Here is an 18,939-nt window from a genome sequence, read left to right on the forward strand (position 1 = left end):
ACGCGCATGTCCCGCCTGCCATCATCTTCTTCGCGTTACGCCGCATGCAAAGCCATCGGTCGCTTTGTCCATTGTCAGCTTCGCAGACCGACTGCTGGCATATGGGCACTGTTTGCGACCTTGGTGTTTGCAATCACCACCCTGTCACTGACGGTCAGCATGACCCATTCAGTACGCGATGCGCTGCGCCAGTCGGCCGAACAAACAATCGGTGGCGATATCTCGTTGCGGCTGTTTCACCGACCGCCAACAGATGCGGAGTTGGGGTTTCTTGAAACTTTCGGCATTGTGGGTGTCAGTGCCGAACAACGCGTCATGATCCACCCCGTACCCGATCAACCCGGAATTTTATCGGAACTCAAGGCCGTTGACCGGACATATCCGCTTTTCGGGGATATGAAGCTTTCGCGGCCCGGCCCGGTCAGCGCCATTCTGGCAAACGATGATGATGATCATGCCGGTGGCAACAAAAACCTGCCCGGGGCAATCGTTGATCAGGATTTTCTTGATCAAAGCGGACTTTCGATCGGCGATGTCATTCATCTCGGCGATCAGCAATACCGTATTCGCGCAGGGTTGCTGGCCGAACCGGAACGACAGTTCAGGCTGTTTTCACTGGGGCCGCGCGTTATCGTATCGCTTGATGAATATCGAAAGAACGCCCTGCTATCTTCAGACAAACAGGTTTACTGGTATAGCCGACTGAAACGCAGCCAAGCTGATCCCCGCCCCAACAGTCAGGTGATCGCCGATATCGAAGCCCGTTTTCCCGAAAGTGGCTGGCGCATTGTGAATGCTGCTGATGGCATCCCGGGTATCGAGCGGATCGGCGAGTTCGCTACAGCCTTTGTCAGTTTGATCGGCATTGCGATCTTTGCCATTTCAATGAGCGCGATTGCCAACGCCATTCGAACCGATTTGAACGGGCGGCAGGACCAGTTTGCCCTGATGCGCGCCGTCGGGGTCAGACCGGGGCAGCTTGGCATCACCATCGCCGGGTTGGTCGGGGGAATTTCGGTTGTGGCATTGATTGTATCGGCATTTATCACCCAACTTTTGGCCGGTATGATCGCCCCGATATTTGCAAGCAACCTTGGTGTTACACTTAACCCGTCAGTCCATCAATGGACTGATATTACGGGCTTTGTTGCGTGTTTTGTGGCTTTGCTGTCAATCGGGCCGATACACGCGGCATGCGCGGTCAAGCCGGCCCTGTTGTTTCGCCATCAGACCGACAAAACGCCGCACGGGTCAGGCACGCAACATTCCGGGGCGTGGCTGACCCGCGTAGCAATCCTGGCATCGGCCATCGCTGTTATCTGGTTTGCAATGCGCCTGATCGGGCCCGGTTGGTTTTCCGGTGTTTTGATCGCGGTGCTTGTGCTGTGTCTGTCGGGATTTATCGGCGTCGGATTTTTGGTACGCAAGGTTTCAGCGCTGGCCGCACATCGATGCGCGGGATCGCCATCCTTGAAACTGGCCCTGCGCAATATTGCCCGCCCGACCAGCCCGACAGTTACTGTTGCCGCGTCATTTGGTCTGGCAGTGACATGCCTGTTTGCGGTCATTGTGTTCGGGGCACTGGCGGGACATCACCTTAGATCCGTCTTGCCAACCGAAACACCCGATCTGGTGTTTTTTGACCTGCCCCCCGATCAGCAGGCCACTTTCCGGACTGCCGCCCTTGCCGTGCCATCGGTGGAAGCGATCGAACAAATGCCATTCGTGCATGGTCGGATAACCCATATTAACGGCAAGCCGGTTGTCCTTGATCAGGTGCCACGACGCTATCACTGGTTTATCCGTGGTGACCGGGGTCTGTCCTGGGCGCGTCACCCAAACACAACATTGCAAAAGGCCGAACTTGTGGCTGGTGATTGGTGGCCGGGCGATAGCATCAATGCAAACCTTGTGTCGCTTGATGCCGATATTGCCCATGCACTTGGTCTTGGGCTCGGCGACAGCATTTCGGTCAATATTCTGGGTCAGCGGCATGACCTAAAGATCGCCAATCTGCGCAAGATCGACTGGTCGCGCCTTGGCCTTGATTTTCCGATGGTATTGTCCCCGATGCAGCCGCCATTTGCCCATGGCGTGATCACGACAATTGACCTCGTCCCGTCATCCGCATCCCGAAATACCGCCGCCGCGATCCGCCGCCTTGGCGATCAGTTTCCCGCCGTTCCGATGATCCGGGTATCGGATGTCATGGATCGCCTTGGCACCCTGTTTGACCGGGTGCACGGCGTTCTGTTGCTATTGACGGTATTGGCAACCGTCGGGGCCTTGCTGGTGATTGTGACCGGGTTGATTGCCCTGCGTCAGGATGGCGCGGCCAATCTTGCGATGCTGCGTGCCCTTGGTATTCGACCGGGGCAAATCATTCGAACAGGCGCACTTGAAACCGGCATTGTGGTTGCGGCAAGCGGGGTTCTGGGCACGGTGGCCGGGACAAGTGTCGCGGTGCTGGCAGCATCGCGCATCGGATCATTCGACGTCGCGGAGACCGCGGTAATGATGGCGCCCCTTGCGGCAGGGGCCGTGGCACTGATCGGGATCATCGGGTTTGGTGGCGGATGGATTTTGCAACAGGCATCCCTTCGGGCTCAGTCGGGCTGGCGTCGCGGATAGGACCAGAGAGCACACCAAACAGGGCTCTCTGCCCATGCTGACCTGAGCTGGGCTGGGCTAGGCTAGTTTGGACCGAGCCAGACCGGGCCAGACTTGCCCCACAGCAAAGCAGATAGCAGGCCCCGTCCATGCCACGCATGACTGCGGCATGAATCTGCGCATCAAGGCTGCGAAATTCGGTATGGACATATCCCGATTACAAGGTCAGGGACGCTGCGAAGCCATCCAAAAGCCATGCGCAGCGCATCCTGAATTATGGTGTCACCTTCATGTGATGGACATCTATCAGAACGAGACACCACCAACAAAAAAGGCCGCCCACAAGGGCGGCCTTTTTCAGGAATATTTCAACTGACGATCAGTTGGTCAGGGCAGCAATCTGTGCACGGGCAATTTCGAGCGCGCGCTCGGCATTTGCCTTATCGTGGGCAGTGCTGGCTGCCTTGAGGTCGGCAGTTGCCTGCTCAAGACGTGCCTGTGCTTCGTCAGCTTTCAGATCGGCAACCGGAACCGCTTCTTCTGCCAGAATGGTGCAACGCTCGGGATTAACCTCTGCGACACCACCGGCGACGAAGATACGTTCGGAAACCTTACCACCTGCATAGATGTCGATGACACCCGGACGAATGGTCGAGATCATCGGCGAATGCTTCGGCAGCACACCAAAATTCCCGTCCGTGCCCGGAACAACGACCATCTCGACCGGCTCTGATTTGAGCAGGGCAGACGGTGAAACAAGTTCCAGTACAGTCGTATCAGTCATGACAATCCTCGCTCCTTAGCCGGAGGGGGACCGAAACTGCCTTAGGCAGCTTCGGCCATCTTCTTGGCTTTTTCGATGGCTTCTTCGATGGTGCCGACCATGTAGAATGCCTGTTCCGGCATGTGGTCATATTCACCAGCGCAGATCGCTTTGAAAGCCTTGATGGTGTCTTCGAGCTGAACGAATACGCCCGGAGTACCGGTAAAGACTTCTGCAACGTGGAACGGCTGCGAAAGGAAACGCTGGATCTTACGGGCACGTGCCACGATCAGCTTGTCTTCTTCCGAAAGCTCGTCCATGCCGAGGATGGCGATGATGTCCTGAAGACCTTTGTAGGTCTGGAGAACACGCTGAACTTCACGAGCGGTCTCGTAGTGTTCCTTGCCAATCACGCCCGGATCGAGTGCACGCGAGGTGGAATCGAGCGGGTCAACTGCCGGATAGATGCCAAGCTCGGCAATCTGACGGTTCAGCGTGGTGGTTGCATCAAGGTGAGCAAACGAGGTTGCCGGTGCCGGGTCAGTCAAGTCATCGGCCGGGACGTAAATTGCCTGAACCGAGGTAATGGAACCTTTTTTGGTCGAGGTAATACGTTCCTGCAGCGCACCCATGTCAGTTGCCAGCGTCGGCTGATAACCCACAGCAGACGGGATACGACCGAGAAGTGCCGACACTTCCGAACCAGCCTGGGTGAAGCGGAAGATGTTATCAACGAAGAACAGAACGTCCTGGCCTTCTTCGTCACGGAAGTATTCCGCAAGGGTCAGACCGGTCAGAGCAACACGTGCACGTGCTCCCGGGGGTTCGTTCATCTGGCCATAAACCAGTGCGGCTTTGGATTCGCCTTCCGGATTGATAACGCCCGATTCCATCATCTCGTGATAGAGGTCGTTACCTTCACGGGTACGTTCACCAACACCTGCGAAAACAGAGTAACCGCCGTGGCCTTTGGCAACGTTGTTGATCAGTTCCATGATCAGAACGGTTTTACCAACGCCTGCACCACCGAACAGACCGATTTTACCACCTTTGGTGTACGGTGCGATAAGGTCGATGACCTTAATGCCGGTAACCAGAATTTCGGTGTCGGTTGCCTGATCGATGAAGTCAGGTGCTTCACGGTGGATCGGTGCGGTTTTGGTCGCGGTAACCGGACCACGTTCGTCAACCGGCTCGCCGATCACGTTCAGAATACGACCAAGGGTTTCCGGACCAACCGGAACCGAGATCGCGTCACCGGTGTCGATGACTTCCTGACCGCGCTTCAGACCTTCGGTGGTGTCCATTGCGATCGTACGAACCGCATTTTCACCAAGGTGCTGTGCAACTTCGAGAACCAGACGCTGACCGTTGTTGTCAACATGCAGCGCGTTCAGAATGGGAGGCAGTTCGCCGTCGAATTTAACGTCGACGACGGCGCCCATTACCTGGGAAATTTTCCCCGCCTTCTTGTTCGCCATAGGTATTGTCTCCTGCTCGGACAAAGCTATCCGTTAACTTCCTGCGACCCGCTTACAAAGCCTCGGCGCCGGAAATGATTTCAATCAGTTCATTGGTGATCTGAGCCTGACGTGAGCGGTTGTACTGGATGCTCAGTCGGTCGATCATGTCGCCGGCATTGCGGGTTGCGTTATCCATCGCGGACATACGCGCGCCGTGCTCGGATGCGCTGCTTTCAAGCATTGCACCGAAAATCTGGACGCCAACGTTACGCGGCAGCAAATCAGCCAGAATGGCTTCTTCGGACGGTTCGTAATCATAAACCGCAGAAGAACCAGTAGCTTCTTCCTGCTCAGCAGCTTCTTCACCGACAAACGGGATGAGCTGCTGTGCTGTTGCCACCTGCGAAATCGCGGACACGAACTTGTTGTAGAAGATCGTGCAGACGTCGAATTCGCCTTCGTCATACAGCGCCAGAACTTTATCGCCAACTTCGGAAGCAGAAGAGAAATCAATGCCCTTCTTGCCTTCGATGCCGGTATACCGGGCGACAATACTGTCACCAAATTCACGCTTGAGCGCATCTGCGCCTTTGCGGCCAACACAGATCAGCTTGACCGTTTTGCCTTCGGCCTGCAGGGCCTTGGCTTTCAAACGGGCAGCTTTGACGATCGATGCGTTGAAACCACCGCAAAGGCCACGGTCTGCGGTGAAGACAACGAGCAGATGCACATTGTCTTTACCCGAACCGGCCAGAAGCTTCGGAGCGCCTTCATTGCTACCGACGGCGGCTGCAAGACGACCCAGCATCGTCCCCATGCGTTCAGCATAGGGACGGGCTGCTTCGGCTGCATCCTGTGCACGACGGAGCTTGGAGGCTGCCACCATCTTCATCGCCGAGGTAATCTTCCTCGTCGATTTGACGCTGGCAATGCGCGAGCGCAGATCCTTCAAACTAGCCATTGCGTTTCCTCCTTCGCCTAAGTTTCAGTCTTACGCGAAGGTTTTCGCGAACTTGTCGAGGAACGCTTTAAGCTTGGTTTCGCTGTCTTCCGACAGAACCTTCTCGGTGCGGATCGCATCGAGGATATCAGCACCAGCGGAACGAATTTCCGACAGGAACTGGTCTTCGAAAGCGCGAACTTTGTTCACTGCGATACCGTCGAGATAACCTTTAACACCAGCATAGATCACGACGACCTGCTCTTCGACCTTGAGCGGCGAGTACTGCGGCTGCTTGAGCAGCTCGGTCAGACGTGCACCACGGGCCAGAAGTTTCTGGGTTGCCGGATCAAGATCCGATGCGAACTGTGCGAATGCTTCCATCTCACGATACTGAGCGAGTTCCAGCTTGATCGAGCCGGCAACCTGCTTCATCGCTTTGATCTGTGCGGACGAACCAACACGCGAAACCGACAGACCAACGTTCACAGCCGGGCGTACGCCTTTGTAGAACAGGTCGGTTTCAAGGAAGATCTGACCGTCGGTGATCGAGATCACGTTGGTCGGAATAAACGCCGAAACGTCGTTACCCTGGGTTTCAATGACCGGAAGTGCGGTCAGCGAGCCAGCGCCGTTTTCGTCATTCATCTTCGCAGCACGTTCCAGCAGACGGGAGTGCAGATAGAAGACGTCACCCGGGAATGCTTCACGTCCCGGCGGACGGCGAAGCAGAAGGGACATCTGACGATATGCAACTGCCTGCTTGGACAGATCATCATAGAAGATGGTTGCGTGCATGCCGTTGTCACGGAAGTACTCGCCCATTGCGCAAGCAACGAACGGTGCCAGGAACTGCATCGGCGCCGGGTCGGACGCGGTAGCTGCAACGACAATGGTGTTTTCCATTGCGCCGCGCTCTTCGAGGACCTTGACAACCTGTGCAACGGTCGAACGTTTCTGACCAACTGCAACATAGATGGAGAACATCTTGTCGCTGTCGGTTTTCGCTGCATCGTTCACCGGCTTCTGGTTCAGAATGGTGTCAACGATGATGGCGGTTTTACCGGTCTGACGGTCACCAATGATCAGCTCACGCTGGCCACGGCCGATCGGGATCAGGGAGTCAATCGACTTGATACCGGTCTGTACCGGCTCGTGAACCGATTTACGCGGGATGATGCCCGGTGCTTTGACGTCGGCAAGGCGACGTTCTTTGGTTCCCAGATCGCCTTTACCGTCGATCGGGTTACCCAGCGCGTCAACGACGCGGCCGAGAAGTTCTTTACCAACCGGAACGTCAACGATGGCGCCAGTACGTTTAACCTGGTCACCTTCCTTGATCGAACGGTCAGAACCGAAGATCACGACACCAACGTTGTCTTCTTCGAGGTTAAGGGCCATGCCCTTAATGCCACCCGGGAAGTCAACGAGTTCACCAGCCTGAACATTGTCCAGACCGTAAACACGGGCAATACCATCACCGACGGACAGAACCTGACCGACTTCGGCAACTTCGGCTTCAGCGCCAAAATTGGCAATCTGATCCTTGAGAATAGCGGAGATTTCCGCGGCGCGGATTTCCATCACGCAACCCCTTTCATAGCGAGCTCGAGCTTCTGCAGTTTGGTACGAAGCGAGGCATCAAAAACCCGGGAACCGACCTTGACGACAAGACCGCCAAGAACCGCCGGATCAACTTTAAGGTCCACTTTGACAGTGGCGCCGACAACTTCTTTGAGAGCGCCGGTAACGGCTTCGATTTGCTCTTTTTTCAACTCGGATGCCGAGGTGACCTGTGCGGTTACTTCGCCATTGTGAGCTGAGAGCATGGAAAGGTAGGAATCGATAACACCCGGCAGGGCAAACAGACGACGCTTCTGAGACAGAAGTCCTACGGTCTTCTTGGTCAACTCGGAAACGCCAAGCTTGTCCAGAAGAGCCGCCATCGCCTTGGCCTGCACGTCCCGGGAAATCACGGGACTGCGGAGTACATTCCGGAGGTCATCACTGTTTGCGATGGCCTGGTCGAGCAATTCAAGATCGCCTTTCACAACATCAAGCTGCTTGGCCGAATTGGCCAAGTCAAAAAGTGCAGTGGCATAGCGCCCTTGGAGCCCGGTCGCGGCAGTATTTTGGGACACCGGTGAAAGCCCTCAATTCTGGTTATGAGAACGACTCGGATACGTATAAAAAAATGGTCTCCCGAAAGGGTCTCCTTCCGGGAAGCGAGCGTTTGGTATCACATGTCCATGGCGTGGGCAACCCCCGCGCAAGCGCATTTGGACGCTCTTTTTCATTCTTTGGCAAAGAAGGCCCGAAACACCGCGAAAACACCCGTTTTTGCGGGGGATGTACGACTATTTTATAACGCGCCCTTATCAACCAAACGGCACTTTGGGTATTCGATCACGCTATTTTCGCGACGAATCCCCCGATTTGGACGAACATTCTTTTTGGCCGACCTGCTCAAAACAGATCAAAGCCCGGCAAAAGTGTAACCGAGTTCACACCTGAGATACCCGGCGCACGACCATGAACCGATAAACTTCGCCCCGATATCCTGCGTTTAAATTCGGTATGGGCATTAGGCGTGGGCATCAGGTGCGGACATTAAGCCCGGGCATCCCGCACTTATATAAAGACAGGCGTGCCTAGGACATCATGTCTGGGCACCGGATTGTCAGGCGTCAGATATGAGAACCGGTACCGTCGCCTTTTGACTGCCAGTTTCGCGACCGGTTGATGGCCATCTTTGCATCGCATTGCGAGCCGAGCTCCAGACCGAACTGATCCATCAGCCGATATAGCAATATCATCACGTCGGCGGCCTCTTTGCCGATTTCGGACAGATCACGCTGATCAATGGCATCACCAAGTTCATGCATTTCGAGCATGGCGCGATCCCAAAGTGCTTTCGGATCCATCACCGGACCAAAGGTTTCTTCCGCCCATGCACAGATTGATTGTTGGCTTTCGGTCCGTGCATTATTGTTTTCGCAATGCTTTTTCACTTTAAATCTCTGGCTATATCAAGTTGCACCGGTTCCAGCCGCCCACAACGGACGACAGAAATGAGAAAACCGATCGACACACGCCATGAAACAAATGCCATCTTCCGGATGGCAGCTGTTTGCCTGACCCTGTGTGTCTTGGTGTTTTCATACAGCACCGCCCAGGCACGGACACTGATTATCGAATGTCTGAGCGAACCGCCCCTTAAATGGTGGTCCAATGACAAGGCGCTTGGCATCGATGTCGATATCATGACCGAAGTTCTGCGCGAAATGGGGATCACGGATTACACATTCCGCTTTGTCGATACCGGTCGACGGTTGCTTCATAATGCCGAACAGGGGCAATCCGATATTGTGCTGACCCTGTCGTTGAATGATGAACGCGAACGTTTTCTGACCTATCCGGAAGAAGCCCACCTGCTGCTTGACTGGCGTTTTGCCATTCGCAAGGAAGACAGCAACCATATCCGGTTTTCCGATTTTTCCGATCTGTCCAATGTCCGGATCGGGGCTGCTGCCGGCTATTCCTATACACAGGCATTCTGGGAATCCGGACTGGATATCGAAACGGTTGCCCGCAACGATCTTTTGATTCCGATGCTGTTGCAGGAACGCTTTGACGCCGTACCGGTCAATTATCTGAGCACTGTTTTTGAAACCATCCAAAGCGGTGAACGCAGCAAGATTGCCTTTTTGTATCCACCGCTGCGCCGGGCGGCCTATTACAATCCGTTTTCCAAGGCATCGGATTACCCTGACAAACAGGTTTTTCTGGCCCGCTATGACGAAATCATCCGTGAAATGCGCGATGACGGGCGGCTTCTGGCAATTTTTGAACGCTACCTTGGCCCGGACGGGTTGGACTGGTGGCAGTCACAATATTCCCAATAAGCCGCATCCAATCATTTTTACATGAAGCTATACGGGTCAATATCGACCTGTACGCGGACACTGCCCGGTGTTTTGACCTTTGACAGCCAGTCATGAATAAGCGCCTGCATCTTCACCCCTTTATCCGCACGGATCAGGAAACGACGGCGATAGCGCCCGCGCAACAGCGATAGCGGTGCTGGTGCCGGCCCCAAAATCATCAGGCCATCGCCACGCGGCGCCGCCCGGCCGATCCGCCAGGCGGCTTCGTCGACTTCGTTTTCCTTTTTGCCGCTGATGATAAGGGCGGCAAGTCGCCCATGCGGGGGCATGCCATGGGTCATGCGCTGGGACAGCTCAACCTCGTTAAAGGCATCGCGATCACCAGCAGCAATCGCCTTGATCACCCGGTTGGCCGGATCGGCTGTTTGCAAAATGACCGTACCCGGTCGATCGCCACGCCCGGCACGCCCGGCAACCTGGGTCAGCAATTGATAACTGCGCTCAGCCGCCCGCAAATCCCCGCCCGCCAGACCAAGATCGGCATCGACAACCCCGACCAGGGTCAGCATCGGAAAGTGATACCCTTTGGCAAGGATCTGGGTCCCGATCAAAAGATCGACTTCATGGTTATGAACCCGTTTGACCAGTTCGGCGGCGGCCTTTGGCCCCATGATGTTATCGGATGTCGCGACCTCGACCCGGATATCGGGAAAGGTTTCGACCGCTTCTTCAAACAGGCGCTCCACCCCCGGACCGCACGGGGCAAGCTTGCCCTCGGCCCCGCATTCCGGACAGGTATCAGGGGCCTTGGCCTGATAACCGCAATGATGGCATTGCAGCTTTCCCCAGGCACGATGTTCAACCAGCCATGCCGTACAGTTCGGGCACTGGAACCGATGCCCGCAGGCCCGGCACAGGGTCAATGGCGCATAACCGCGCCGGTTCAGGAACAGCATCGCCTGTTCCCCGCTGGCAAAGGTTTCGACCAGCCGCTTTTTCAGGGTCGGCGTGATCCAGCGATTGCGTTCGGGTTTGTCCGAACGGATATCGATGATTTCGACACTGGGCAAAACCGCCGCCCCGTGACGGCTGCCAAGCTCGACACGCTGATAGCGGCCGGCTTCGACATTGGCCAAAGTTTCAAGCGACGGGGTCGCCGATGCCAGCACCACCGGAATATTGCCAAGATGGGCCCGCGCCACAGCCATGTCGCGCGCGTGATAAATCACGCCGTCTTCCTGTTTGAAGGCGTGTTCATGTTCCTCATCAACCACAATCAGACCAAGATCGTGATAGGGAAGGAACAAGGCCGATCTGGCGCCCACCACAAGTTTTGCCGATCCGTCTGCCACCGCCCGCCAGGTATCGCGACGACGCGCCTGCCCGACTTCCGAATGCCAAAGGGCCGGGTTCACACCGAACCGGTCGCGAAAACGTTGCAACCACTGAGCAGAGAGGGCGATTTCGGGCAACAGGACGACCACCTGCTTGCCTTGGGCAAGGGCGGCACGGATCGGTTCAAAATAGACCTCGGTCTTGCCTGATCCGGTGATGCCATCAAGAAGGGTACAGGAAAACCCGCCACTTTCGACCTGTGCACACAGGGCATCTGCCGCCGCTGTCTGTTCATCCGAAAGATCGGGCCGCGGGATTTCAAGATCCGGCAGATCAAACGGCGATGGCGGGGTCACCATCAAGCGTTGCACGGCACCTGCTTCGACCAGCCCCTTGACCACACTGGCACCGGCCCCGGTTTCGCGCAGGATATCGCCCTGCTCCATGGGGGGATGATCGGCAAGAAACGCCAGAACGCGTTTGCGTGGCGGCGTCATACGCAGCGACGCCGCATCAAAATCCGCATTGAGCGTAAATCTGAAAATCGGTTTGGGGGCTTCAAGGGCGTCAGGCACGCTCATTGCCATGCGCAAAACGGCACCTTGCGGGGCCATGGTATAGGCCGACACCCAGTCAACGAACCGGCGCGTTACATCGGCCATCGGTTCGGTAGGGAGAACGCCGTAAATTTCGCGCAGTTTGGACGACTCGACATCACCCTTGGCCGGTCCCCAGACAACACCGCGCTGGGTTTGCCGCCCCAGCGGGATTTCAACGAAATCGCCGGGCGCCACAGAAATGCCTTCTGGCACCAGATAATCATACGGGCCCGCCAAAGGCAGAGGCGGCAACACAGAAATCGTCTGTGCGGTTACCTGAAAGGCCGGATCATCAGCAAACAGATTTCCAGATGTGGCCTTTGCGGCACTCATATATTATAAACCCCGTGAGATTGCCTGTAGCGCCGAACCTGATTTGCGGGTTCCGGGCCGTCAGGCAAAGACGTAAACGGTCCCACAGCCATGGGTTTGGTCCCGTCATCAGATGGCTCTGACCCTAGCAGCTAACCGCATCATTGAACAACAGGTCCTAAACAGGAAATCCAATGAAGTTTTTCATCGATACCGCTGACATCGACGCAATCCGCGAACTCGCCATGTCCGGCCTCGTGGACGGTGTCACCACCAACCCGTCGCTGGTAGCAAAAACAGGCCGACCGTTTCTCGAACTGATCAAGGAAATTTGTGACGTTGTCGACGGCCCGGTCAGCGCAGAAGTTGCAGCGACCGACTACGACACCATGGTTGCCGAAGGCCGCAAACTGGCGAAAATTGCCGACAATGTTGTCGTCAAACTGCCGCTGACGGCTGATGGCCTCAAAGCTTGCCGTACCTTCACCGACGAAGGCATCCAGACCAACGTAACCCTTTGCTTCTCGGTTGGTCAGGCGATCCTGGCTGCCAAAGCCGGTGCGACCTATGTGTCGCCGTTCGTTGGCCGTCTTGATGACATTTCGTCTGATGGCATGCAGCTGATTGCTGACATCTGTGAAGTTTACAACAACTACCCGAACTGGACGACCGAGGTTCTGGTTGCTTCGGCCCGTGGCCCGCAGCACGTTGTCGACTCGGCACGCCTTGGTGCGGATGTTGTCACCATCCCGCCGCAGGTTCTTGGCCAGCTGACCAAACACCCGCTGACCGACAAGGGTCTTGAGACCTTCCTGGCAGATTGGGAAAAAACCGGCCAGTCGATCCTTTAAGTCGTCCCGTATCCGGCACGACAGATAAAAACCGCGCGGTGCGCCGGTTTTTAACATGCATTTAACCCGGCTGCCCGCATTGTGGCAGCCGGGTTTTTTATTTCTAATTTTTCAAGCCGGAACCGATGGAAAAGACAGCTTTGCGCGCCGACGATGTCGTCAACTACCTTGCCGAGAATCCAGATTTCTTTACGACGCGTCCGGACTTGCTTGAAAGTCTTGAATTGCCGGTGCGCGAGCTGGGCAATGGCGTTGCCGACATGCAGCAATATGTCGTGGCGCGCCTGCGCGATGAACGCGAAAAGCTGCGCGGTGCGACCAGCGAACTGATCAATATTTCCAAATCCAATCTTGAAACCCAAAGCCGCATTCACCGGGCGGTTCTGGCATTGCTGAATGCCCGCGGTTTTGAAACCTTTGTCGAAGCCCTTCAGGATCTTGTGCCCGAACTGCTTGATCTTGATGCGATTGCGCTGTGCTTTGAAGAATGCGACGAGGCCCCGGTGCCAAGCTGTGGCGGTCGTGTTCGGCGCCTCGTTGTTGGTGCGGTTGATCAGGTTCTTGGCGAAGAACAGGATGTCTGGCTGTTGCCGGATGATGCCGGGGATGAGGCGATCTTTGGTCCGCGGGCCGAGGAAATCCGATCAGCAGCAATCGTCCGCCTTGCGCCGTTTTATGGCGATCCGGTCGGTATCGTCGCCTTTGGCGTCAAGGAACCGGGATATTTCAGCCCGGCCCAGGCCAATGATCTGATCATGTTCCTGGCATCCGTGATCGAGTTCGGGGTACGCAGATGGCTGACCCAAACGGTCTGATCGCCCTTAAACTGCCCAACGACCTGCGCGAAGCCATTGCCGACTGGCGGGGGTGGCTTTGCGATGAAAAACGCGCATCCGATCACACCACGGAAAACTATCAGGCCGACCTTTATGCCTTTTTGGGGTTTGTCACCGACCATCTTGGTGCGGTCCCTGATCTGAAAGATTTGCTGCGCCTGAACCCGCGCGATTTTCGAAGCTGGCTTGCCCGGCGCAGCATGGATGGCATGGCCAAAACATCAACGGCGCGTGCGCTGTCATCGCTGCGCAATTTTTACCGTTTTCTGGAACGGTCAGGGCGCGGGCAAAATGCCGCCGTGCAATCCATCCGCAACCCGCGCCTTCCGCAATCCACACCCAAACCGCTGACACCCGATGATGCGATGGCACTGCTTGAAAATGCCGATGCCTGGCAGGATGAGCCATGGCTTGGCAAACGCAATCTGGCATTGTTCACCCTGCTTTATGGATGCGGGTTACGTATTTCCGAAGCACTGGACCTGAACGCCAATCAACGCCCGACCGGGGATTCGATGGTGATCACCGGCAAAGGCAACAAACAGCGCCTTGTCCCGGTCTTGCAGATTGTGCGTGATGCCATCGATGATTATATCCGCGCCTGCCCGTTTGCCCCGGACGGTGATGAACCGCTTTTTGTCGGCGCGCGCGGCAAACGGCTGGTCGCACAGGTCGCCCAACGTGAAATGCGCAAGGTCCGCGAACTTTTGAACCTGCCCGATACGGCGACCCCGCATGCGCTGCGTCATTCCTTTGCCACCCATCTTCTGGCCGGTGGCGGGGATTTGCGCACCATTCAGGATTTGCTCGGCCATGCGTCGCTTTCGACCACCCAGCGCTATACAGCGGTCGATACCGAACAGTTGATGGCGGTCTATAACGGCACCCATCCCCGGGCGCGACGGCGATAAACCATCATTCCCGAAATTTGGCGGAAACGATCCGGGTTTCCATGCGTTGGCACTGTATCATTCACCCAACGGGAGACCGCCATGAAACTGTTTCGCTCACGCCGTTTTGACGCCAGCCCGAAGCACCGCCAGGTCTATAGCGCCTATGAGATTGCCTATTCGACAGTCGATCTGCTTGCTGCGGTGTTGTTCATCATCGGCAGTGTGCTGTTTCTTGATAAGGCCACGATGCATGTCGGGACGTGGCTGTTTATCATCGGCTCGGTCCTTTTCGCGGCACGCCCGGCTGTAAGGCTGGCGCGCGAACTGCATCTTTCGGGACTTGGCGATGGCAAGACCGACCATCAGCATGCCGATCAGTCCGCACAAAGCTGAGCTCTGCTTTGGCCTTAGCGCGCATTTTGCAAAATTTCGTTTCCACCGGCTTGCAGTTCCCCCTTACACTGCCCGCAAACAATTGATTCGACCGGAGGAAAATCATGATTCTGCGCTCCAGTGGCCCGTCGCCGTTTGGCCGGAAAGTCAAAATGGTTGCCAAGATTCTTGGCATCTATGACCGTTTGACCGTCGAGATGTCCAACACCAATGATCCGCAAGACACATTGCGCCAGCAGAACCCGCTGGGCAAAATCCCGATCCTGATTCTGGATGACGGTCGCAAGATTTTTGATAGCCGCGTGATTTGCGAATATCTTGATGCGCAGGTCGATGGCATCACCCTGCATCCGACCGAAAGCGACGCCCGGTGGGAAGCATTAACGCTTCAGGCGCTTGGCGATGGCATTGTCGATGCCTCGATCCTTCAGGTTTATGAAAACCGCATGCGCCCCGAAGACAAGCGCCATGATGACTGGCTGTCCTATCAGGCAGACAAGGTCAAACGATCGCTTGATCAGCTGTCCCAGACCCCGCCATCGCTTGAAGGCGATCTTACGATCGGGCATGTCGCGATTGCCTGTGCACTCGGTTATCTTGATTTGCGCTTTGAGGGCAAATGGCGCGCGAGCTATCCTGCGCTTGTCGCTTGGCTTGATGCCTTCCGGGCGCGTGTCCCGGCCTTTGACGCGACCAAGTTCGAAGGTTGATCTTTTTATCGGCCCCGCCCGTGGCATGATGGACGGGGTCGCAAATGCCCAAACAATAACGACCCGATTTCCCAAAACCCGGAGCCTCACCCGTTATGTCCCGTCTGAACAGCGTTATCCGCCGCCTGCAAGCCCAACGCGACTGCCTGAATGCCGCCGCAGAAATGATCAAGGATCAGGACGGCATCGTACTGGAAGTCGGTCTGGGCAATGGCCGGACATTCGACCATTTGCGCGAAATCATGCCGGATCGGGAAATCTTTGTATTTGATCGTCAGATCGCCGCCCACCCGAAATGCATCCCCGATGACGATCATCTGTTCCTCGGCGATATTTTCGAAACCCTGCCCAAGGCAGTCGAACAGTTCAAAGGCAAGGTTGCCCTTGTCCATTCCGATGTCGGCACCGGGGACGAGGCCCTTAATGCCAAAATCGCGGCCTTTATCGGCCAGACCCTGCCTCCGGCCTTGATGGTCGGGGCGATTGTCGCCTCCGATCAGAAGATCGACGTACCCGGCACGATTGCCGAACCCCTGCCCGAAGGTGTGCCGCAGGACCGCTATTTCTTCCGGCGTTTCAAAGGGCAATAATCCGCCCGCCCGACAACCTGGCCATAATCGGCCACCGCCCGTAATCCACCATCAGGATGCCAGACCGTGACCACCAGTAATGCCTCCTCCCCCAGCGGATCGCAGCTTTCCGAAGCACAGGATTTCCTGGCCAAATATCCCGATGTCGAAGCCATCGACATTATCCTGACCGATTTCCACGGCATCGGGCGCGGCAAGATGATCCGTCGGCACGAGCTGGAAGGCATTTATAAATCCGGTCGCGGCTTGCCAAGCTCCCTGTTCGGACAGGACGTCACGGGCGAGGATGTTGATGATTGCGGTCTGGTCCAGACCGGGGGCGGCGGCGATTGCCGGTGCTGGCCGGTGCCGGGCACGCTTGGCTATCTGCCCCATACCGGTCGCGGGCAGCTTTTGATTGCCATGTATGAAGAAGATGGCACACCCCATGATGTCGACCCGCGCAATGTGTTTGCCGCACAGGTCAACCGGGCCGGGAAACTCGGCTTTCGCCCGATGGGGGCGTTCGAACTTGAATTTTATCTGGTGGATCGCACGCCCGATGCATCGGGCCTTTATCACCCGGCATCCTATGCCATGACCAAACGCGGATCGTCGCTTCGCAATACCATGTCGGTTGACGAGATTGACGAAATGTCACCGCTGTTTGATGCGGTCTATGAAGGCGCAAAGCATCTTGACCTTACCCTGGAAACCCTGATTTCCGAATATGGTCCGGGCCAGTATGAAATGACCATCCGCTATCGCGATCTGATGCGTGCAGCCGATGACGTCATCATTGCCAAGCGCCTTATCCGCACCTGTGCACGGCGTTTCGGCATGGAGGCAGTATTCATGCCAAAACCGTTTGGCAACGAAGCCGGGTCAGGCATGCATTTGCACCTGTCACTGGCCGATCCGGACGGCAACAACCTGTTTGCCGATCAGGCAGACGGATCGCTCAGCCCGCTGATGCTCAATGCCATTGGTGGCATTCGCGGAACCATTGGCGAGACCATGCTGCTCCTCGCCCCGTTCATGAATTCATGGCGCCGATTTGCCTCGGCCATGTATTCACCGGCATCGGATGACTGGGGCGTTGAAAACCGCACCGTGGCGCTCCGCGTACCGGGCACACCGGGCAAAACGCGCCATTTCGAACATCGCATTGCCGGTGTGGACGCCAACCCGTATCTGGTGGCCGCTGTTACCCTCGGTGCCGCCCTTGACGGGATCGAAAACAAGATTGATCCGGGCAAACCCTGCGAAGACGAAATCGGTCAGGCCAAAGCCCCCAACGACCTGCCGCGTCACTGGCTTGATGCGATTGACCAGTTTGGGGCATCCGAGTTCAACAAACGCACGCTTGGCGACCGCTTCCACACGGCCTTTACCAAAATCAAGCAGGCCGAATATGAACATATGGCGCTTAAGGTTTCGGCTGCCGAGTGGGAATGTTACGGGTTTTCCGTTTAAGGAAGATCGGTGATCGACCCGATTGCGCACCAAACCAGCCCGCCATCAAGGTGGCGGGTGGAATTTTATGTCCTGCGTCTGGTGCATGACCGGGTGAATAACTGCCCCATTTCCTTGCCATCCTTGCTTAATGGCGATATTCAGTTCTCAAACTGTCATTAACTTGCAATGCCGGGCCCCGCGACTTATCTCCGGCTTGCAAACAGGCGAGATGAGACAACGCCATGAATGAAATGATCACCATTGCCGAAGCTTCTGCTGACGCAATGTCGGAAATGCAGATTGATCCGACCCTTGATCTGGAAGCTGAGATTCAGCGCCTGAAAAAGGAAAAGAACGCGATCATTCTGGCCCATTACTATCAGGATGGGGAAATTCAGGACCTTGCCGACTTTGTCGGCGATAGTCTGGACCTGTCGCGCAAGGCTGCCGAAACCGATGCCGATGTTATCGTTTTCTGCGGTGTGCGTTTCATGGCCGAGGTTGCCAAAATCCTCAGCCCGAACAAAACCGTTCTGTTGCCGGATTCGAAAGCGGGTTGCTCGCTCGAAGATTCGTGTCAGCCCGAACCGTTCCGCAAATTCCGCGAACAGCATCCTGATCACGTATCCATCACCTATATCAACTGCTCCGCAGAGGTGAAGGCCGCGTCCGATATTATCGTGACCTCGTCCAATGCGGCCGAGATCATCGATCAGATCCCGCTTGATAAACCGATCCTGTGGGCACCTGACCGCCATCTTGGTTCTTACCTTGCCAAGAAAACCGGTCGTGACATGACGCTTTGGAACGGGTCGTGCATCGTGCATGAACAGTTTTCCGAACGCGAACTGATCCGCCTTAAGACCCAGAACCCGGATGCCAAGATCGCAGCCCACCCGGAATGCCATGACGGTATTCTGAAACATGCCGATCACATCGGATCGACCCGGGCCATTCTGGAATATGTGATCAACGGTCCGGATCAGAAATATCTGATCGCGACCGAGCCCCACATTATCCACCAGATGGAAAAGGCAGCCCCGCACAAGGAATTCATTCCTGTACCGGGTGCGGACGGATCATGTGCGTGCAACAATTGCCCGTTCATGGAGCTCAATACGCTCGAGAAGCTTTATCTGTGTCTTGTCAATAACGGCCCGCAGATCGTCATGCCCGAAGACCTGCGTGTAGCAGCGGTCAAACCGCTTGAACGCATGCTTGAAATGTCAAAGCACATTCCGGTCAAAAAAGACGACGCGGCCTAAGCCAGATCACCTTACAGCCCCGCAAATATTGCGGGGCTGTTTGCCTTTCCCATCG

General features: G+C 56.1%; 18 protein-coding genes. 11 read left to right on the forward strand and 7 right to left on the reverse strand.

The window, feature by feature from the left end; all coding sequences use genetic code 11:
* The first annotated feature begins 6 nt into the window (after positions 1-6).
* Together SIB88_RS20355 and SIB88_RS20360 are read left to right on the forward strand one after the other, a co-directional pair.
* On the forward strand, positions 7-2,631 hold the full coding sequence (locus SIB88_RS20355) for an ABC transporter permease (protein WP_412558941.1): 2,625 nt from the start codon (positions 7-9) through the stop codon (positions 2,629-2,631).
* Between the two features lie 148 nt (positions 2,632-2,779).
* Positions 2,780-2,986: a hypothetical protein gene (locus SIB88_RS20360; RefSeq protein ID WP_412558942.1), complete on the forward strand. Its 207-nt coding sequence runs from the start codon at positions 2,780-2,782 to the stop codon at positions 2,984-2,986.
* A 3-nt stretch (positions 2,987-2,989) separates the two neighbouring features.
* Here the strand turns inward: SIB88_RS20360 and atpC are convergent, their stop codons facing one another.
* The 6 genes from atpC to SIB88_RS20390 all read right to left on the reverse strand — a co-directional run bounded on the left by atpC (position 2,990) and on the right by SIB88_RS20390 (position 8,787).
* Entirely contained in the window at positions 2,990-3,394 is a 405-nt protein-coding gene (atpC, locus tag SIB88_RS20365) for an ATP synthase F1 subunit epsilon (RefSeq protein ID WP_068519900.1), read from the reverse strand.
* Between the two features lie 41 nt (positions 3,395-3,435).
* On the reverse strand, positions 3,436-4,854 hold the full coding sequence (atpD, locus tag SIB88_RS20370) for a F0F1 ATP synthase subunit beta (protein WP_068519901.1): 1,419 nt from the start codon (positions 4,852-4,854) through the stop codon (positions 3,436-3,438).
* A gap of 52 nt (positions 4,855-4,906) precedes the next feature.
* A complete protein-coding gene (locus tag SIB88_RS20375; protein WP_068519902.1) occupies positions 4,907-5,797 on the reverse strand; it encodes a F0F1 ATP synthase subunit gamma in 891 nt (296 codons plus the stop codon).
* A gap of 30 nt (positions 5,798-5,827) precedes the next feature.
* Complete coding sequence (gene atpA / locus SIB88_RS20380; RefSeq protein WP_412558943.1) at positions 5,828-7,360, reverse strand: F0F1 ATP synthase subunit alpha; 1,533 nt, start codon at positions 7,358-7,360, stop codon at positions 5,828-5,830.
* Complete coding sequence (locus tag SIB88_RS20385) at positions 7,360-7,917, reverse strand: F0F1 ATP synthase subunit delta (protein ID WP_068519904.1); 558 nt, start codon at positions 7,915-7,917, stop codon at positions 7,360-7,362. Before SIB88_RS20385 ends, atpA begins: the two co-directional genes overlap by 1 nt.
* 546 nt (positions 7,918-8,463) lie before the next feature.
* Complete coding sequence (locus tag SIB88_RS20390) at positions 8,464-8,787, reverse strand: nucleotide pyrophosphohydrolase (protein ID WP_412558944.1); 324 nt, start codon at positions 8,785-8,787, stop codon at positions 8,464-8,466.
* Positions 8,788-8,847: 60 nt separating this feature from the next.
* Here SIB88_RS20390 and SIB88_RS20395 point away from each other — a divergent pair, with 60 nt between their 5' ends.
* Positions 8,848-9,681: a substrate-binding periplasmic protein gene (locus tag SIB88_RS20395; protein ID WP_068519906.1), complete on the forward strand. Its 834-nt coding sequence runs from the start codon at positions 8,848-8,850 to the stop codon at positions 9,679-9,681.
* Between the two features lie 17 nt (positions 9,682-9,698).
* Here SIB88_RS20395 and SIB88_RS20400 read toward each other — a convergent pair whose 3' ends face one another.
* Positions 9,699-11,930 carry a primosomal protein N' gene (locus tag SIB88_RS20400; RefSeq protein WP_412558945.1) on the reverse strand — a complete coding sequence of 744 codons (2,232 nt, stop codon included), beginning with the start codon at positions 11,928-11,930 and terminating at the stop codon, positions 9,699-9,701.
* Between the two features lie 173 nt (positions 11,931-12,103).
* Here SIB88_RS20400 and fsa point away from each other — a divergent pair, with 173 nt between their 5' ends.
* The 8 genes from fsa (at position 12,104) to nadA (ending at position 18,884) form a co-directional block, all read left to right on the forward strand.
* Positions 12,104-12,760 carry a fructose-6-phosphate aldolase gene (fsa, locus tag SIB88_RS20405; protein ID WP_068519907.1) on the forward strand — a complete coding sequence of 219 codons (657 nt, stop codon included), beginning with the start codon at positions 12,104-12,106 and terminating at the stop codon, positions 12,758-12,760.
* A gap of 125 nt (positions 12,761-12,885) precedes the next feature.
* Complete coding sequence (locus SIB88_RS20410; protein WP_068519908.1) at positions 12,886-13,575, forward strand: DUF484 family protein; 690 nt, start codon at positions 12,886-12,888, stop codon at positions 13,573-13,575.
* Positions 13,554-14,507: a tyrosine recombinase XerC gene (locus SIB88_RS20415; protein WP_412558946.1), complete on the forward strand. Its 954-nt coding sequence runs from the start codon at positions 13,554-13,556 to the stop codon at positions 14,505-14,507. The genes SIB88_RS20410 and SIB88_RS20415 overlap by 22 nt, the downstream gene beginning before the upstream one ends.
* Positions 14,508-14,588: 81 nt before the next feature.
* A complete protein-coding gene (locus SIB88_RS20420) occupies positions 14,589-14,882 on the forward strand; it encodes a YrhK family protein (RefSeq protein ID WP_101247285.1) in 294 nt (97 codons plus the stop codon).
* Positions 14,883-14,986: 104 nt separating this feature from the next.
* Complete coding sequence (locus SIB88_RS20425; protein ID WP_412558947.1) at positions 14,987-15,592, forward strand: glutathione S-transferase family protein; 606 nt, start codon at positions 14,987-14,989, stop codon at positions 15,590-15,592.
* A gap of 95 nt (positions 15,593-15,687) precedes the next feature.
* A complete protein-coding gene (locus SIB88_RS20430; protein ID WP_412558948.1) occupies positions 15,688-16,182 on the forward strand; it encodes a class I SAM-dependent methyltransferase in 495 nt (164 codons plus the stop codon).
* Between the two features lie 66 nt (positions 16,183-16,248).
* Entirely contained in the window at positions 16,249-17,637 is a 1,389-nt protein-coding gene (locus tag SIB88_RS20435; RefSeq protein WP_412558949.1) for a glutamine synthetase family protein, read from the forward strand.
* Positions 17,638-17,861: 224 nt separating this feature from the next.
* Complete coding sequence (nadA, locus tag SIB88_RS20440) at positions 17,862-18,884, forward strand: quinolinate synthase NadA (RefSeq protein WP_101247289.1); 1,023 nt, start codon at positions 17,862-17,864, stop codon at positions 18,882-18,884.
* Positions 18,885-18,939: the final 55 nt, after the last annotated feature.

It is taken from the genome of Thalassospira sp. MIT121401 (genome assembly GCF_047125595.1).
Lineage (GTDB): Bacteria > Pseudomonadota > Alphaproteobacteria > Rhodospirillales > Thalassospiraceae > Thalassospira > Thalassospira povalilytica.

Excerpts from the sequence above, each read along its gene's own strand:
- SIB88_RS20355 (WP_412558941.1), top strand. The coding sequence starts at position 7 with ATGTCCCGCCTGCCATCATCTTCTTCGCGTTACGCCGCATGCAAAGCC.
- SIB88_RS20360 (WP_412558942.1), top strand. The coding sequence starts at position 2,780 with ATGAATCTGCGCATCAAGGCTGCGAAATTCGGTATGGACATATCCCGA.
- atpC (WP_068519900.1), bottom strand. The coding sequence starts at position 3,394 with ATGACTGATACGACTGTACTGGAACTTGTTTCACCGTCTGCCCTGCTC.
- atpD (WP_068519901.1), bottom strand. The coding sequence starts at position 4,854 with ATGGCGAACAAGAAGGCGGGGAAAATTTCCCAGGTAATGGGCGCCGTC.
- SIB88_RS20375 (WP_068519902.1), bottom strand. The coding sequence starts at position 5,797 with ATGGCTAGTTTGAAGGATCTGCGCTCGCGCATTGCCAGCGTCAAATCG.
- atpA (WP_412558943.1), bottom strand. The coding sequence starts at position 7,360 with ATGGAAATCCGCGCCGCGGAAATCTCCGCTATTCTCAAGGATCAGATT.
- SIB88_RS20395 (WP_068519906.1), top strand. The coding sequence starts at position 8,848 with ATGAGAAAACCGATCGACACACGCCATGAAACAAATGCCATCTTCCGG.
- SIB88_RS20400 (WP_412558945.1), bottom strand. The coding sequence starts at position 11,930 with ATGAGTGCCGCAAAGGCCACATCTGGAAATCTGTTTGCTGATGATCCG.
- fsa (WP_068519907.1), top strand. The coding sequence starts at position 12,104 with ATGAAGTTTTTCATCGATACCGCTGACATCGACGCAATCCGCGAACTC.
- SIB88_RS20410 (WP_068519908.1), top strand. The coding sequence starts at position 12,886 with ATGGAAAAGACAGCTTTGCGCGCCGACGATGTCGTCAACTACCTTGCC.
- SIB88_RS20415 (WP_412558946.1), top strand. The coding sequence starts at position 13,554 with ATGGCTGACCCAAACGGTCTGATCGCCCTTAAACTGCCCAACGACCTG.
- SIB88_RS20420 (WP_101247285.1), top strand. The coding sequence starts at position 14,589 with ATGAAACTGTTTCGCTCACGCCGTTTTGACGCCAGCCCGAAGCACCGC.
- SIB88_RS20425 (WP_412558947.1), top strand. The coding sequence starts at position 14,987 with ATGATTCTGCGCTCCAGTGGCCCGTCGCCGTTTGGCCGGAAAGTCAAA.
- SIB88_RS20430 (WP_412558948.1), top strand. The coding sequence starts at position 15,688 with ATGTCCCGTCTGAACAGCGTTATCCGCCGCCTGCAAGCCCAACGCGAC.
- nadA (WP_101247289.1), top strand. The coding sequence starts at position 17,862 with ATGAATGAAATGATCACCATTGCCGAAGCTTCTGCTGACGCAATGTCG.